Genomic DNA, 17,049 nt, shown 5'->3' on the forward strand with positions numbered 1-17,049 from the left:
TCAACAGGATAAACGATAGTTTCTTAGGAAACTATCGTTTTTGTATAGTTTGAAACTATAACTAGCTCTTGAAAAGAAGAAAATGACTTGCTGAAAATAAATGATACAATAGTTACTATAGATTTGGAGGTATTGTATGAGCAAAGAACGACACATTGACACAATTTTGGCCCAGGCGGGGATCAAGTCAGATGAGGCTACGGGAGCCTTGGTGACGCCACTTCATTTTTCAACCACTTATCAGCATCCAGAGTTCGGTCAGTCTACTGGTTTTGATTATACCCGTACTAAAAACCCAACTCGCAGTAAGGCGGAGGAGGTCTTGGCGGCGATTGAATCAGCAGACTATGCCCTAGCAACGAGTTCAGGTATGGCTGCGATTGTACTGGCCTTTAGTGTCTTTCCTGTAGGAAGTAAAGTCTTGGCAGTTCGAGACCTTTATGGTGGTTCTTTCCGTTGGTTCAACCAAGTGGAGAAGGAAGGTCGTTTCCATTTTACCTATGCCAATACTGAAGAAGAGTTGATTGCTGAGTTAGAAAAGGATGTGGATGTTCTCTATATCGAAACGCCAACCAATCCCTTGATGTTGGAATTTGATATTGCAAAACTTGCAAAACTAGCTCATGACAAGGGTGCCAAGGTAGTGGTGGACAATACCTTCTACAGCCCAATTTACCAACGTCCGATTGAAGATGGAGCAGATATCGTTCTTCATTCGGCAACCAAGTATCTAGCAGGGCACAATGATGTCTTAGCTGGGGTGGTTGTGACTAATAGTTTAGAACTATATGAACAACTTTTCTATAATCTCAATACGACAGGTGCGGTCTTATCACCGTTTGATAGTTATCAGTTGATTCGTGGTCTTAAAACCTTGTCTCTGCGTATGGAGCGCTCAACAGCTAATGCCCAAGAAGTGGTTGCCTTTTTGAAGGATTCTCCAGCAGTCAAGGAAGTTCTCTATACTGGTCGTGGGGGCATGATTTCCTTTAAAGTGGCTGATGAGAGTCGAATTCCTCAGATTTTAAATAACTTGAAGGTTTTCTCTTTTGCTGAGAGTTTGGGTGGCGTGGAAAGCCTTATCACCTATCCAACAACGCAAACCCATGCGGATATACCAGTAGAAGTGCGCCATTCCTATGGATTGACAGATGATCTTTTGCGTTTGTCTATTGGGATTGAGGATGCCAGAGATTTGATTGCGGACTTACGTCAAGCATTAGAAGGATAAGACAAAGATGGGAAAATATGATTTTACAAGCCTGCCCAACCGTTTAGGGCACCATACCTATAAATGGAAAGAAACAGAAACGGATAGTGAAGTCCTTCCAGCTTGGATAGCGGATATGGACTTTGTGGTTTTGCCTGAAATCCGCCAAGCCGTGCAAACTTACGCGGACCAACTGGTTTATGGCTATACCTATGCCAGTGAAGAGTTAATTCATGAAGTTCAAAAGTGGGAAGCCAGCCAACACGGCTACCACTTTGACAAAGAAGCTCTTGTCTTTATTGAGGGGGTTGTGCCAGCAATTTCGATAGCTATTCAAGCCTTTACAAAAGAAGGCGAAGCGATTCTGATTAATACACCGGTCTATCCACCTTTTGCTCGCAGTGTCAAGTTGAATAATCGTAGATTGATTACAAATTCTTTGGTGGAAAAGGATGGTCTGTTTGAGATTGACTTTGACCAATTGGAGAAGGATTTAGTAGAAGAGGATGTCAAACTCTATATCCTATGCAATCCTCACAATCCTGGTGGACGTGTGTGGGAAAAGGAAGTGTTGGAAAAGATCGGAAATCTCTGCCAAAAACACGGTGTTTTGTTGGTTTCGGATGAGATTCACCAAGATTTGGCCCTCTTTGGTCACAAACACCAGTCTTTTAATACCGTAAATCCAGACTTCAAAAACTTTGCTCTTGTTTTGAGCAGTGCTACCAAGACTTTTAATATTGCTGGGACGAAAAATTCCTATGCAGTTATTGAAAATCCAAAGCTTCGAGTTGCCTTCCAAAAACGCCAGTTGGCCAATAACCAGCATGAAATCTCAGGATTGGGGTATTTGGCGACAGAAGCTGCCTACCGTTATGGCAAGGACTGGTTAGGAGAACTAAAAGAAGTTATCGAGGACCACATTAACTATGTAGTGGATGTTTTGGGCAACGAAACCAAGATTAAGGTCATGAAACCGCAAGGTACCTACTTGATCTGGCTTGATTTTTCAGCCTATGACCTAACGGATGACCGCTTGCAAGAGCTTTTGAAGAATGAAGCCAAGGTCATCTTGAACCGAGGTTTGGACTTTGAGGAGGAAGGAACCCTTCATGCCCGCCTCAATGTAGCTATGCCGAAATCAGTACTGGAAGAGGTTTGCCAACGCATCGTGACCACTTTTGCTACACTTTAAAAATCCAGCCTTCTAGGAGAAAAGTCTTCCTAGAAGGCTATTTTCATAGGGGAAAATGTGGTATAATGAAAAGATAAGATAAAGGGGTAACTATGGCTAAATTGATTCCGGGAAAGTTGCGCATGGAGGGTGTTACTCTCTATGAGACAGGCAACATTGAGATTATCAAGGAAAAAGGGAATCGCCTCTATACTCGTGTGGCGGGAGAAGACTTGCGCTACAGTTTAGAGGATGATCTTGTTTTTTGTGCTTGTGATTTTTTCCAAAAAAGAGGTTACTGTGTTCACCTAGCGGCGCTCGAGCATTATCTGAAAAATGATGAAGAAGGCCAGGTGATTCTACAAGCCTTAGAAAAAGGACATGAAGAGCAAGAAGAGGTCGAAACCAAGGTTAGTTTTGGTGGTAGTTTTTTGGAGCGTATCCAACCTCAGAAGCGAGAGAAAATCTACACTTTGTCGGCTCAAGGTCAGGTAGAAGCTGGAACCAATCGCCTCCTTTGGACTCTCCGAATCGGTTTAGTTGATAGTCAAAAATATTATGTCATTCGTGACATCCCTCTCTTTTTGAAGGTCTTAGTCCATCGAAAACCATATATGATTGGGAAGCACTACGAGAATGGCTTGTCTTGGGATGCTTTTGATACAGCTAGTCAAGAAGTTCTTACTTTTTTATGTGGCTTGATTGAGGAGGGACTGAGTCAAGATCTCTTTTTCCCCAATCAAGGTCGTCACCTCTTTTTCCCTCTGACATTTTTTGAGCAGGGAGTGGAGTTGCTGATGAACTTGGAGGATTTTCATTTTGAACATCAGATCGATAGTTATGAAAATCTTCTATTTCACGATTTAGATCCCGATGCGGAACTGTTCTCTTTTTCCGTGCAGGAGTATCCCGATTATTTTGAGATGGAGATTTCTGAGACTGAGCGGGTTAACGTATTCTATGGGGGAGCGGTTCTCTTTCGTAAGGGGAATGTTTATTTCTTGACCCCTAATCAGATAACTCTTTTGAAGGAACTCAAGGAGCTCCCTCGGGAGGAAAGAGGGAGAAAATGCCTCCAGTTTGACAACAGTGATCGTGACCGCCTAGCCGCCTGTCTGCCTTTGTTTGGACAACTGGGCACGGTTTCTGCTCCCGAGCGTCTGCAAATCAGACCCTTTTCACCAATCTTTTACTTTGATAGGGAGGATGACGGCCGTATCCGTTTGGATATCCAGTTTGACTATGGAGATGTTAAGGTGACTAGTCATCAACAGCTGGAACAATTACCTTTTTCAAGCGATGCTGTCTTGGAAAACCAGCTATTTCAAGTCTGTTTAGGGGCTGGTTTTGAGGCTGATTTTCAGTCTTGGAGACAGGCTTTGAAGCCAGAGGCAGTTTATTCTTTCTTTCACCATACGATTCCAGCTTTTGAGAAATTGGGTCAGGTTTTCTTGTCTGATGATATGAATCAGCTCTACAGCGTCCAAGCTCCTCAGGTTCAGATTGAGTCCAAGGGAGGACTGTTGGAAATCCAATTTGATTTCCAAGGGATTGCCCAAGAAGAGATTGATCAAGCTCTTAAAGCCCTGACCAGCAATCAGGATTTCTATATCAGTTCTTCTGACCAAGTGTACTTTTTTGATGAGGAAACCAAGCAGATTCGTCAAAATTTGCAGGAACTGGGAGTTGAGCTAAAAGATGGTTCCTTTCAAGCGCGAAAATCTCTGGCTTACAGTCTGTCTCAGTTGTTTGAAGGTCGAGACAGGATTTCCTTCTCGGAAGAATTTCAGCATTTAGCTCATGATTTGACCCACCCAGAGGACTTTCCTTTGGGAGATATACGGGTGCAGGCGAGTTTGAGAGACTACCAGGAAAAGGGTGTTCGTTGGCTCCAGATGCTTCATCACTATGGTTTTGGTGGCATCCTGGCAGATGATATGGGACTGGGAAAAACACTGCAAACCATCGCTTTTTTGACCAGTCAGGTGACAGAAGATAGTCGAGTCTTGATTTTGGCGCCGTCAGGTTTGATATACAATTGGGCAGATGAATTCAGGAAATTTGCCCCACAGTTGGATTTGGCTGTCGTTCATGGTTTGAAAGCGAATCGAGAAGCAATTCTTTCTGAAAATCACCAGATCTATGTGACTAGCTATGCAACCTTTCGTCAAGACAGCGAGCTTTATCAAGAGATGGCTTTTGATTTTCTCTTCTTAGATGAAGCCCAGGTCATGAAAAATGCTCAGACTAAGATTGCTCAGAGTTTGCGCCAGTTTGTGGTGCCAGCAGTCTTTGCTTTGTCAGGTACGCCCATCGAAAATCATTTAGGAGAGTTATGGTCTATCTTTCAAATTGTGCTTCCAGGACTCTTACCAAGTAAAAAGGAGTTTATGAAATTACCGGCTGACCGAGTCGCGCAGTTTATCAAGCCTTTCGTCATGAGGCGTAAGAAAGAAGAAGTCCTAACAGAACTACCTGACCTGATCGAAGTCGTCTATAAAAATGAACTGGAAGACCAACAGAAGGCTATCTATCTCGCCCAGTTGCAACAGATACGAGACCGCCTAGCGCAAGTGACAGATCAAGAATTCCAGAGAAGTCGGGTAGAAATATTATCTGGCCTCATGCGTTTACGCCAGATCTGCGATACGCCAGCTCTCTTTATGGACGATTACCAAGGAGCCAGTGGTAAATTGGATAGTCTCCGAGATTTATTGCTACAAGTGGCAGATGGTGGGCATCGGGTCTTGATTTTCTCTCAATTTAAAGGAATGTTGGAAAAAATCGAGCAAGAGCTCCCAAATTTGGGCTTGACTTCCTTCAAAATTACGGGCTCAACTCCTGCTCAAGACCGACAAGAGATGACCAAAATATTTAATCAAGGGGAAAGGGATATCTTTCTCATCTCCCTTAAGGCAGGTGGTGTCGGTCTCAATCTGACAGGAGCTGACACCGTCATCCTAGTGGACCTCTGGTGGAATCCTGCTGTCGAGGCTCAGGCTATCGGACGAGCTCACCGAATGGGACAGGAACGGAAGGTAGAAGTTTATCGTTTGATTACTAGAGGAACCATTGAAGAAAAGATTCAAGAACTCCAAGAACAGAAGAGACACCTAGTTTCCCAAGTTTTAGATGGGACGGAATCGCGTGCGAGTCTTAGTCTGGCAGAAATTCGAGAAATTTTAGGGATTTCTGAAGCCAGCACTTGAAAAATCAAGACAATACGCTATAATGAAGTGTTGAAAGGAAATACAAAATGAAACAAGATCGATTTCCATTGGTGTCAGATGATGAGATCATGCTGACCAAAATGCCAGTCATGGACTTGTACGATGAGTCAGACTTTATTAGCAATATCAAGGGTGATTACCGCGATAAAAACTATTTGGAATGGTCTCCTATCAATGAGGAACAGGCTGTAACTCCTTCGGTAGCTAGCAAGGAGTCAAAACCAGGCCCAGAACCTAAAAAAATTGAAAAAACGTATGCTGAATTGGCTAGAGAAGAGGCGCGTGCGGACTTGAAGAAGAAACGTTCGGCCAAGTATTTGACTCAGGATGTTAGTCATACTAGACGACACAATGGTTCAACACTTGTTCGTCAAGGAAACCAACCAACAGCACCATTTCAAAAGGAAAATCCAGGTGAGTTTGCCAAGTTTAGTAAAAACTTGAGCCAGTCCCACTATATTCTAGCCGAGGAAGCTGGCCAGGTAGTGACTCCAACTCCGAAATCTCAAACGGAAAAGGCTAAAAAGAACAACTATGATTTTCTAAAGAAGAGTCAAATCTATAATAAAAAGAATAAGCAAACAGAACAGGAACGTCAGGTTGCCCAAGAGTTGAATCTGACAAGAATTACTGAGTAAGGGAGAAAAGCATGTCAAAAACATATCATTTTATTGGAATCAAGGGATCAGGGATGAGTGCCCTAGCCTTGATGTTGCATCAAATGGGACACAAGGTTCAAGGTTCAGACGTTGAAAAATACTACTTTACTCAACGTGGACTAGAGCAGGCAGGAATTACGATTCTTCCTTTTGATGAAAAGAACCTGCAAGGGGATCTTGAAATTATTGCTGGAAATGCCTTTCGTCCAGACAACAATGTTGAAATCGCCTATGCCGACAAAAATGGTATCAGCTACAAACGTTACCATGAATTCCTAGGTAGCTTTATGCGTGACTTTGTCAGCATGGGGGTTGCAGGAGCGCATGGTAAGACATCAACGACTGGGATGCTGTCTCACGTTTTGTCTCACATCACAGACACTAGCTTCTTGATTGGGGATGGAACGGGTCGAGGTTCTGAAAATGCGAAGTATTTTGTTTTTGAATCTGACGAATATGAGCGTCATTTCATGCCTTACCACCCAGAATACTCTATTATCACCAATATTGACTTTGACCATCCAGACTACTTTACTAGTCTAGAGGATGTTTTCAATGCCTTTAATGACTATGCTAAACAAATTACCAAAGGTTTATTCGTCTACGGTGAGGATGCTGAGTTGCGTAAGATTACAGCCAATGCTCCAATCTATTACTATGGCTTTGATGCTGAGGGAAATGACTTTGTAGCTAGCGACCTTCTACGTTCTACGACTGGTTCGACCTTCACAGTTCATTTCCGCGGACAAGAGTTGGGTCAATTCCACATTCCAACCTTTGGTCGTCACAATATTATGAATGCGACAGCCGTTATTGGTTTACTTTATACAGCAGGGTTTGACTTGAACTTGGTACGTGAACACTTGAAAACATTTGCTGGTGTCAAGCGTCGTTTCACTGAAAAGGTTGTCAATGGCACCATTATTATTGATGATTTCGCCCACCATCCAACGGAAATCATTGCGACCTTAGATGCGGCTCGTCAGAAATACCCAAGCAAGGAAATTGTTGCAATCTTCCAACCACACACTTTTACTAGAACCATTGCCCTATTGGACGATTTTGCTAAAGCTTTGAGCCAGGCAGATGCTGTTTACTTGGCGAAAATCTATGGATCAGCCCGTGAGGTGGACCATGGTGACGTCAAGGTAGAAGACCTAGCAGATAAAATTAAGAAGAAAAGCCAAGTCATCACAGTTGAAAATGTATCACCACTCCTTGAGCATGATAATGCAGTCTATGTCTTTATGGGAGCAGGAGACATCCAAACCTATGAGTACTCATTTGAACGTCTTTTGTCTAATTTGACAAGTAACGTCCAATAAGAAAAAAGAATGGAAATTCCAATCACCATAGGACGGGCTACATTATCGGATTTAGAAGAAATTGTAGCAATTGAAGAATCTTGTTTATCCTCAGAAGAAATAGTGAGCTACGAGTTTTTAGAAGAGAGTATCCGTAAGATTACGGATACCTTTCTTGTAGCTAGAGATGAAAACCAGCTCCTAGGCTATGTTTTAGGAGAGTCTCAGTCTCTTCATCCCGCATGGATAGAAATAAGATCATTTGCTATTCATCCTGACCATCGCGGGCAAGGCTTGGGGACCCTTCTTCTTGCTAGCTTGAAACAAGTGGCGGTGGAAGGAGGGTATGAGTATCTTCGCTTGACTTGTCCTGATGACTTGCTCTCTTATTTTGAGATGAATGACTTTGCTACGGGAGAATTGCTAGAGGCTTCGTACGCAAGATTTTCGGGATGGAATCTGATTTGGGCCAATCCTTTTTATCAGGAGGAAGTATGAAAATCAGACACGCAAGATTTTCGGATTTAGATCAAATTTTAGAGATAGAGCTGGAGAATTTCTCCCTTGAAGAAGCGATTCCTCGTTTGGTCTTTGAGGCGCACTTACGTGAAATTCAGACCAGTTTTCTCGTAGCTGAAAAAGAGGGGCGTATTCTTGGTTATATCGAAGGTCCAGTCGTCCCACATCGTCATCTACAAGATCAGTCCTTTACAGAAGAGATAAAAGACTATAGCCATCGACCTGGAGGCTATATCTCTGTGACCTGTCTCTCCATAGCTAAGGAGGCACAAGCCTTGGGCGTGGGGAAAAGATTGTTAAGGGCTCTGAAAGAAGTCGCTTTAGAACATGAACGAGAAGGTATCAATTTGACCTGTCATGACTATCTCATCCCTTATTATGAAAAAAATGGATTTGTGAATGAAGGGGTATCCCAGTCAAGCTTCGCGGGTGAAAGTTGGTATGATATGGTTTGGCAACCGGAAAATAAAGAAAACTAGCTAGGGAATGCCCTAGTTGGTTGCTTTTCTGCGACTTTTAAGATATAATATTATGGATTGTCAACAAGGAGGTAATGCTTTTGACTGAAAAATCAAGAGAAGAAGAAAAATTAAGCTTTAAAGATCAGATTCTACGTGATTTAGAGAGAGTGAAAGAACAAGATAGAAGAGAGAAAGAAGTAGACATTCCAAATCTGACAGCTTCATCATCTCAAGCTAGTTCAGTAACTCCTGCAAATCCTGAATCTGATATTTCAACAGAAGAGTTGATGGCTGATTCCCTATCTGTTGTCGATAAAATTCTAAAGAATGCGCCGAGTGTTCCTCCACTTTCGAGTGCTGAAGCTGATGAAACGGATGAAAAAGAAGAGAAAGAGATTAGACAGCCTCTCATTGACAAGATTGAAGTTGTAGAATCTGAAGAACCTCTAGTAGAACCGATTCAGCCAGCTGAAGAACCTGTAGTGGAACCCGTTCAACCTAAGGTGGAACCAGTTGAACTTGAACCTGAAGAGAAAGAATTTAACGATACTCCGACCAAGATAGATGTGACTTATAAGACAGAAGAGGCCAATACATCAATTCCTTCTTCTGAGAATAAAGCTGAAGCACTAGTTTCAACTGGATCCTCAGACAGATTAACGGAGGAATCACGTCGTAACCGTCGTCGTAAAGGTAAAAAACCAACCAAGAAAAAGAAGAAATCAAAGGCCAAAGGTTTCCTAGTAACCTTTTTAGTTCTCTTGGTGCTTGTGGCTGCTGGTGGATACTTTGGGTACGGTTATGTTCAAGACTCTTTGAAACCTGTTGATGCGAGCTCTAAGGAGTATATGACAGTTCAAATTCCAGAAGGATCAAATGTGCAACAAATTGGGAGCAATTTGGAAAAATCTGGCTTGGTCAAACATGGACTTATCTTTAGTATTTATGCTAAGTATAAGGGTTCAGACTTGAAGTCAGGTTATTACAATTTGAAGAAGAGCATGAGTACGGATGACTTGATTCAAGAATTGCAAAAGGGTGGAACTCCTGAACCTCAAGAACCAGTGCTTGCGAACTTAACGATTCCGGAAGGTTATACCTTAGAGCAAATTGCTCAGACAGTAGGTCAACTCCAAGGTGATTTTAAAGAACCTCTTACAGCGGATGCTTTCCTGGCAAAAGCTCAAGATGAAACCTTCATCTCCCAACTAGTAGCCAAGTATCCAAACCTTCTTGGAAGTCTTCCAACAAAAGACAGTGGCGTTCGTTATCGCCTTGAAGGTTATCTTTTCCCAGCAACCTACACTATCAAAGACAGCACCACAGTTGAAAGCTTGATTGATGATATGTTAGCAGCTATGGACAAGGCCATGTCACCGTATTACACTACGATCAAAGAAAAGAATCTGACAGTTAATGAATTGCTCAGTATTGCTTCTCTTGTCGAAAAAGAAGGTGCTAAGACCGAAGATCGTAAATTAATTGCGGGAGTCTTCTATAACCGCTTGAATCTTGGTATGCCACTTCAAAGCAACATTGCTATCTTGTATGCTGAAGGAAAACTTGGCCAAAAGATTAGCTTGGCTGATGATACTGCAATTGATACTACGATTGATTCACCTTATAATGTTTATACACATCTTGGCCTCATGCCCGGACCAGTTGATAGTCCAAGCCTCGATGCGATTGAAGCAAGTGTAAATCAGACAAAGAGTGAGTACTTATACTTTGTAGCAAATGTTGAAGACGGTAAAGTGTACTTTGCAACGACAAAAGAAGAGCATGACCAAAATGTTGCAGAACATATCAATAGTAAATTAACACAATCAAGTAGTTCAAACTAAAATTATGTGGTTTTCCACATAATTTTGTTTTAAAAAAGTAATAGAAAAGAAAGTTGAAAAAATGGCAGAAAAAACTTACCCAATGACCCTTGAAGAAAAGAAAAAGTTAGAAAAAGAATTAGAAGAATTGAAACTCGTTCGTCGTCCTGAAGTCGTAGAGCGTATCAAAATTGCTCGTTCGTACGGGGATCTTTCAGAAAATAGTGAGTACGAAGCAGCTAAGGATGAACAAGCTTTTGTTGAAGGACAAATTTCAAGTCTAGAAACAAAAATTCGCTATGCTGAAATTGTTAATAGCGATGCAGTTGCCCAAGATGAGGTAGCTATCGGTAAGACCGTAACCATCCAAGAAATCGGTGAAGAGGAAGAGGAAGTATACATCATCGTCGGTTCTGCAGGTGCGGATGCTTTCGCTGGGAAGGTATCAAATGAAAGTCCGATTGGACAAGCTTTGATCGGCAAAAAAACAGGCGATATTGTTACGATTGAGACACCTGTTGGTAGTTACGATGTCAAAATTTTAAAGGTTGAGAAAACAGCCTAAATAGAATGAAAATGGAGTAGTGGAGGTCTTGACTTGCTCAACTCCTTTTTGATTTTTTGAATAAATAGGAGACTATATGAGTTCAAATAAGAAAAAAAATAAAATGGAGCGTGGTTTAACCAATCGCCATGTTCAGGTGATGGCCATTGCGGGGACAATCGGAACAGGACTTTTCCTAGGTGCTGGTCGTTCTATCAGCCTTACTGGACCTTCTATCATCCTGATTTACATGATTACAGGAGCCTTTATGTTTTTGATGATGAGGGCTGTTGGGGAGATGCTATATCAGGATCCAGAACAACATACTTTTATCAACTTTATCACCCGTCATTTGGGGAAAGGCTGGGGGTATTTCTCGGTTTGGTCTTATTGGTTGTCTGTTGTCTTTATCGGTATGGCAGAAATCACCGCGATTTCGCATTATGTTCAGTTTTGGTTTCCTTCTTGGCCTAGTTGGTTGATTCAGATTGTTTTTTTAACGATTTTGGCCTTGGTCAATCTGATTGCGGTTAAGCTCTTTGGAGAAGTCGAGTTTTGGTTTGCTATGGTTAAGATTGTGGCTATTTTAGCTATGATTGCAACAGGAGTCTTTATGGTCTTGACAGGATTTGAAACACCATATGGTGCCGCAAGTCTGGCAAATATCAGCAATCAATTCTCTCTTTTCCCAAATGGAGTCATGAACTTTGTCATGGCCTTTCAAATGGTATTTTTTGCCTATCTGATGATTGAATTTATCGGAGTGACAACCTCTGAAACGAAGAATCCTCGTCAGGTTTTGCCAAAAGCAGTTAAAGAAATTCCTCTCCGAATTGTCTTCTTCTATGGTGGAGCTCTATTAGCCATTATGTCTATTATTCCCTGGAGAGAACTTGCTTCTTCAGATTCGCCATTTGTAACGGTTTTTGAGCTAGCAGGTATCAAGTGGGCGGCAGCTCTGATTAACTTCGTCGTTTTGACGTCGGCCGCATCTGCTCTTAATTCAACCCTCTATTCAACAGGACGACACCTCTACCAGATTGCCCATGATTCGCCCAATCGATTCTTAAAAGCGATCAAGGCAGATACTCTCTCTCGCCATAATGTTCCACAAAATGCTATTATTGCTTCAGCAATCTTAATTGCTCTGGCTGCCTTTATCAATGTGTTGCCAGGTGTTTCAGATGCCTTTGCTTTGATCACGGCATCTTCATCAGGTGTTTACATCGCGATTTATATCTTGATCATGGTGGCTCATCTCAAATACCGCAAGTCACAAGACTTCATGGCGGATGGCTACCTCATGCCCCATTACCGTTTTCTAAATCCTTTAACCATGCTCTTCTTTATCTTTGTCTTTGTAACCCTCTTTTTACAAGAATCTACTTTTATGGGAGCAATTGGTTCAGCTATCTGGATTATCGGTTTCGGAATTTATAGCCAGTGGAAATTTAGAAAATAAGGGCTCTTTGTCAACTGTAGTGGGTTGAAGAAAAGCTAAGATCGAGAAAGGACGAATTTCGTCCTTTCTTTTTTGATGTTTAGAGCGATAAAAATCCGTTTTTTGAAGTTTTCAAAGTTCCGAAAACCGAAAGCATTGCGCTTGATGACCTTGATGAGGTTATTAGCGTCTTCTGGTCTTTCGTGAATGGTATGAGAAATAGAAATTTTTCCTCTGTTTTCGACATGACCTTTTGTATGACGTGTTTTCCCACGATGACGGAGTTTGCGAATGACACCACGAGCACCATGTGAAAGCTTGTCGTCAAAGTGACCGCGATAGATGGCTCTATAGATTGTTTGATAACTAATAACAGCTTTCCCGTACTCTAATCGCAACCGGCCTTCTATTTCTTCAGGAGACCATTGATAATCGAGAAATAGATGCTTGACGGTATTGCTTAAATTGTGATCTATTTCAAGCATCCGTTTCCGCCCACAGTGTGATTTAGCAATATGGTAAGATTCCTGTGCTTGATTGGGAGAATAACTTCCTGATTTTGTATGTCGCTTCCACTCGCGACTAATACTAGACGGATGACGATGGAGCAACTTAGCAATTTGAGAAAAATTTAGGCCTTGCATATGGTAAATGAGAATACTCTCACGCTCATCTATAGTAAAATGGTGATAGCTCATAAGATTTCCTTTCGTAACTAGTTGGTTCAATTCTATTTTACTAGAAAATCTTATGAGTTTTTATTGTGCACTTATATTGTATATTCAAGACAACAAAATAGGATCTATAATTCCCTACAGTGATTTTACTCACTACATTTTTGAGCGAAGAAAAGTATCTAGGAGATTGTTAGTTATAAATCATAGTCATCCGCTATAAGCTCCAGAGGTTGGAGTAAAAGTTTAACCTTGAATATAAAAAACGAACAAAGTCAGTTTTTCTGATAATTAGAATTCTATCTTATTCGTTTTTTGTCTCGTTTATCGAGTATAAGGTCTCTTAAAATTAAGATTTTTTCCGCCCAGAGATTCAAATTTTGAAGGTGTTCTATTAAAAATAATTGCGAATGTTGATGTATTAGCTATAAAAAAGAAGTATAAATATTTTAAAATGAAATAAATGTAGGACAGCGGATGCAGTATGCACCTTAAACTTAAAAAGTAACTGAAATAGCTATCGAAATTCATATGAGTTATCTCTGAAATACATTCAGAAATTTTTCTACTTATTGAGAATAATTAAAGAGAATTATAAAAATTTGTCTTCTACAAAATGTTATGATAAAATACTCAAGAGTATGATAATAGTAATATAGGAGATAACGAATGAAAAGAATGTTTTCCGAATCTAAAGAACGTTTTTCTATTCGCAAGTACACTATCGGTGTTGCTTCCGTGTTGTTGTCAACACTGGTATTTGTGGAAGGAAACGTTTATGCGGATGAAGTGAAGAATAATACAGAGTCACAAACTTCAGTTGTCACAAAAGAGAATCAAGGCGAGAGACACAAGGAATCTGGTCTTGAAGCAAATGAAGCTGTAACGCAAGCTAGCACTAGTGTTACGCAGAGTGAATCAGCCTCTCAAACTTCACAAGCCAGTTCCGAAGGCTCTGCACATGTGGTTAAAGAGGAGAAGACTGAAAAACAACTAAATGAAGTTGTAACACCAGCTAGCAGTAGTGTTACACCAGCTGAGTCAGCTTCTCCAACTTCAAAAGCCAGTGCCGAAGGCTCTGCGCCTGTAGCTAGCGAGAAAAAAACTGAATCACAACCTACGATAAGATCAAGACGTTCTAAAAGAGAACTGCCTTCATCAGGTGGTGCAACAACCTATGTAAATGGTGCAACAACCTATGTAAAAACAGGTGATACGATTACCGTACAAAATCCAGATGTTGAAGTGAATTTTCCAAATGGTAACGGATTGTTTACGCCAGTAGAAACTGTCATTCGCATGAATATGCCTGATAGTTTAACCATCAAACGCAATGATAAACTGGTAGTTGATATCCCAGATGCTGTGAGAATCCCTACAAGTTTGCACTATGATGTGACGGGACCAGGTGGTCAAGTTATCGGGAATGCTTTCTTGGATTCAATCAATAACAAAGTAATCACTACTTTTACAGATTACTTTGAAAAAAATACTCTCGGAAAAAATTATACGTTAAACATTAGTACAGGTTGGAAAGCGAATGTTAAGCCAAATGTTCCAACGGAACTCAATTTCAATGGAACCAAGATTACAGTAACAGTAGGCCCCGAAAATGCTCCAACACCAGCAGCAAAATCAAAGGTTGAAAAATACGGGGAAGCAGTAACAGGACATCCTGAATTAATCAGATGGACCATCCGTGTAAATGCAGGAAGTCTAGTAGCTCCACAGGTTTTAAACAACTACCAATTGATTGATAGTCTTCCAGATGATCAAGAATTGGTTCAAGATGGTGATCCAGTATTAACAGAGTTTGATGACCAAAGAAAAGCTGCATGGCGAGCAGGGCATGCAACACCAATTCCTGACGATCATGTGGATTTGTGGAATGGAAAAGCTCTCAGAGCCGAAAAGGTTCAGTCAATTTCACCATGGGTATCTAAAGGAAATGCAATTCAATTATTAGAAAATATCAAAACAAGTTCGTCTGGTTTTTCATTTAAGATAGCACAACTGAACGAAATGATCTACGTTCGTTATATGACTAGATTGAAGAATGTTTCAGCAAGCCCTACACTTGCAGAATTGCAACAAAAACACGGAAATGATATCAAAATCACCTATAACAATGGAGAAGAGTATAGTTATCAAGCATCTTTTGCCTTTAAGGCAGGAGGATCTGGTTCAGCTACAAAAGCAAAAAAACCAGCAAGGGTTGATTTATCATTTACTAAACGTTTGGACGGAAGAAATTTAAAACGTGGCGAGTTCACTTTTAATTTGATTGATAGTACAGGTAAGGTTGTTGATACTCAAACAAATGATAGTTTTGGGAATATTACTTTTGATCCACTCTTGTTTAACTCTGCAGGAACCTATCATTATACAGTTGAGGAGGTCACTGGTTCAGAAACTGGTATGACTTATGATCCAATGAAAGCTAACGTAACAATCACGGTAAATGCTAACGGAGATTCCTACGTAGCTCAAACAACTATGCCAACTGATACTGAGTTCAACAATACCTTCAAATCATCTCCTGTTAAGGTAGATCTGGAATTTAATAAAGAACTTTCAAATGGAACATTGAAAGCTGGTGACTTTAGCTTCACATTGGCTGGTGATAACAATGTGAATCAAACTGTGACTAACAAGGCTGATGGGAAAATTACCTTCAGCGAATTGTCATTCGATAAAGTTGGTGTCTACAACTACACTGTTAAAGAAGTGAAGGGGAACAAACCTGATGTAGACTACGATGAAATGACTATCGCAGTTAAGGTGACTGTAACAAAAGATGAGGATTCAGGTCTGTTAACTGCCAAAACAGAGATAACTGCAACAGGTGGTGAAGCAACTGGTACAGATGATACAACTTTCAATAATCACGTTGTTCCACCAGTAAATGTAGAGTTTGACTTCTCCAAGAAATTGAAAGGTCGCGATCTGAAAGCGAATGAATTCACATTCAAACTGTATGACGAATCAGGCGCAGAGGTAGCAACTGCAACCAATGATGCAACTGGAAATGTGAAGTTCACAGGTATTGAGTATAGTGCTAGCGATCTTGGAACAGATGCTTCAGGACAACGGAATTCAAGTAAGACCTTTAACTATACTGTAAAAGAAGTTATCCCAACAACGCCAGAAACTGGAATGACCTATGACCAAATGGAAGCAAAAGTGACAGTGACTGTTACTAAGTCAGGCCATACTTTGGTTGCAACCACACCATCTTATTCATCAACAAATGGTGTGGATGCAGATGGAAATGCAACGACAGGTGTAGATACAGAGTTCAACAATACGTTCACTCCAGCAGCGACAAGCGCACAATTCAGTTTCACTAAGAAATTGGAAGGAAAAACGCTTGAAGCGGATGCCTTCACCTTTGAATTGCTTGAAAATGGCCATGTAATCCAAACGAAGAAGAATAAAGCTGACGGAACGATCCAATTTGACGCGATCTCCTATGCAACAGAAGGAACTCATACTTATACCGTTCGCGAAGTAGCTGGAACAGATACCAATATCGATTACGATTCAATGAACGCTACTGTGACTGTAAATGTCACAAAAGACGCTCAAACAGGTCTGTTGAACGCTGCTGTAACAATGCCAGCTGATAGCGAATTTAACAACTATGCGGTAGCCCCAGTCACAGCGCAATTTGACTTTAGTAAGGCTCTTGCAGGACGTACCCTTAAAGCTGGTGAGTTCAGCTTCGTCTTGAAAGATAAGAATGGTACGGTTCTACAAACGAAGACCAATGATGCTTCAGGTAAAGTAGCCTTCGATGCGCTTACATATAAGAACAATGAAGTTGGCGAGCATAAGTACACTGTAGAAGAAGTAGCTGGTTCAGAAGCAGGAATGACTTATGATCCAATGAAGGCAGAGGTGACAGTGACTGTAACGAAAGCAGGTCATACTCTTACAGCAACCAAAGCCCTTCCAACAGATACAGAGTTTAATAATACCTTCACACCAGGTGCAACTACAGCACAATT

Annotated in this window: 11 protein-coding genes and 2 pseudogenes; 11 read left to right on the top strand and 2 right to left on the bottom strand. The window is 41.0% G+C overall.

Going from position 1 to position 17,049, the window contains the following annotated elements; genetic code table 11:
- Positions 1-136: 136 nt before the first annotated feature.
- From M1F74_RS03605 to M1F74_RS03650, 10 genes are all read left to right on the top strand, one after another.
- Complete coding sequence (locus M1F74_RS03605; protein ID WP_247946309.1) at positions 137-1,231, top strand: cystathionine gamma-synthase; 1,095 nt, start codon at positions 137-139, stop codon at positions 1,229-1,231.
- 7 nt (positions 1,232-1,238) lie between these two features.
- Positions 1,239-2,405, top strand: coding sequence for a MalY/PatB family protein (locus tag M1F74_RS03610; RefSeq protein WP_247946310.1), 1,167 nt, complete (start codon positions 1,239-1,241; stop codon positions 2,403-2,405).
- Between the two features lie 92 nt (positions 2,406-2,497).
- Positions 2,498-5,593 (top strand): DEAD/DEAH box helicase, encoded by a 3,096-nt coding sequence (locus tag M1F74_RS03615; RefSeq protein ID WP_009730380.1) that lies wholly within the window; start codon positions 2,498-2,500, stop codon positions 5,591-5,593.
- A 47-nt stretch (positions 5,594-5,640) separates the two neighbouring features.
- Positions 5,641-6,252, top strand: coding sequence for a cystathionine gamma-synthase (locus M1F74_RS03620; RefSeq protein WP_247946311.1), 612 nt, complete (start codon positions 5,641-5,643; stop codon positions 6,250-6,252).
- Between the two features lie 11 nt (positions 6,253-6,263).
- Positions 6,264-7,598, top strand: a complete 1,335-nt coding sequence (murC, locus tag M1F74_RS03625; RefSeq protein WP_000048097.1) for a UDP-N-acetylmuramate--L-alanine ligase — start codon at positions 6,264-6,266, stop codon at positions 7,596-7,598.
- A 9-nt stretch (positions 7,599-7,607) separates the two neighbouring features.
- The gene (locus tag M1F74_RS03630; protein ID WP_061598188.1) at positions 7,608-8,075 is read left to right on the top strand and encodes a GNAT family N-acetyltransferase; all 468 of its coding nucleotides are present in this window, start codon (positions 7,608-7,610) and stop codon (positions 8,073-8,075) included.
- Positions 8,072-8,575, top strand: coding sequence for a GNAT family N-acetyltransferase (locus M1F74_RS03635; protein WP_247946312.1), 504 nt, complete (start codon positions 8,072-8,074; stop codon positions 8,573-8,575). The genes M1F74_RS03630 and M1F74_RS03635 overlap by 4 nt, the downstream gene beginning before the upstream one ends.
- A 74-nt stretch (positions 8,576-8,649) precedes the next feature.
- The gene (gene mltG, locus M1F74_RS03640; RefSeq protein WP_247946313.1) at positions 8,650-10,401 is read left to right on the top strand and encodes an endolytic transglycosylase MltG; all 1,752 of its coding nucleotides are present in this window, start codon (positions 8,650-8,652) and stop codon (positions 10,399-10,401) included.
- Between the two features lie 61 nt (positions 10,402-10,462).
- Positions 10,463-10,945: a transcription elongation factor GreA gene (gene greA, locus M1F74_RS03645; RefSeq protein ID WP_000818770.1), complete on the top strand. Its 483-nt coding sequence runs from the start codon at positions 10,463-10,465 to the stop codon at positions 10,943-10,945.
- A gap of 76 nt (positions 10,946-11,021) precedes the next feature.
- Complete coding sequence (locus M1F74_RS03650; protein WP_057489444.1) at positions 11,022-12,386, top strand: amino acid permease; 1,365 nt, start codon at positions 11,022-11,024, stop codon at positions 12,384-12,386.
- Between the two features lie 35 nt (positions 12,387-12,421).
- On the opposite strand, the pseudogene M1F74_RS03655 reads toward M1F74_RS03650, so the two are convergent.
- Both M1F74_RS03655 and M1F74_RS10140 read right to left on the bottom strand, forming a co-directional pair.
- Positions 12,422-12,559 (bottom strand): annotated as a pseudogene (locus M1F74_RS03655) (transposase); the annotation flags it as partial.
- A pseudogene (locus M1F74_RS10140) lies at positions 12,533-13,063 on the bottom strand (transposase); the annotation flags it as partial. The pseudogenes M1F74_RS03655 and M1F74_RS10140, both read right to left, overlap by 27 nt.
- Before the next feature lie 645 nt (positions 13,064-13,708).
- On the opposite strand from M1F74_RS10140, the gene M1F74_RS03665 reads away from it, so the two are divergent.
- On the top strand, positions 13,709-17,049 hold a 3,341-nt coding region (locus tag M1F74_RS03665; protein ID WP_247946314.1), incomplete at its 3' end, for a Spy0128 family protein.

This window comes from Streptococcus oralis (genome assembly GCF_023109315.1).
In the GTDB taxonomy this organism is placed as follows: Bacteria; Bacillota; Bacilli; order Lactobacillales; family Streptococcaceae; genus Streptococcus; species Streptococcus oralis_BS.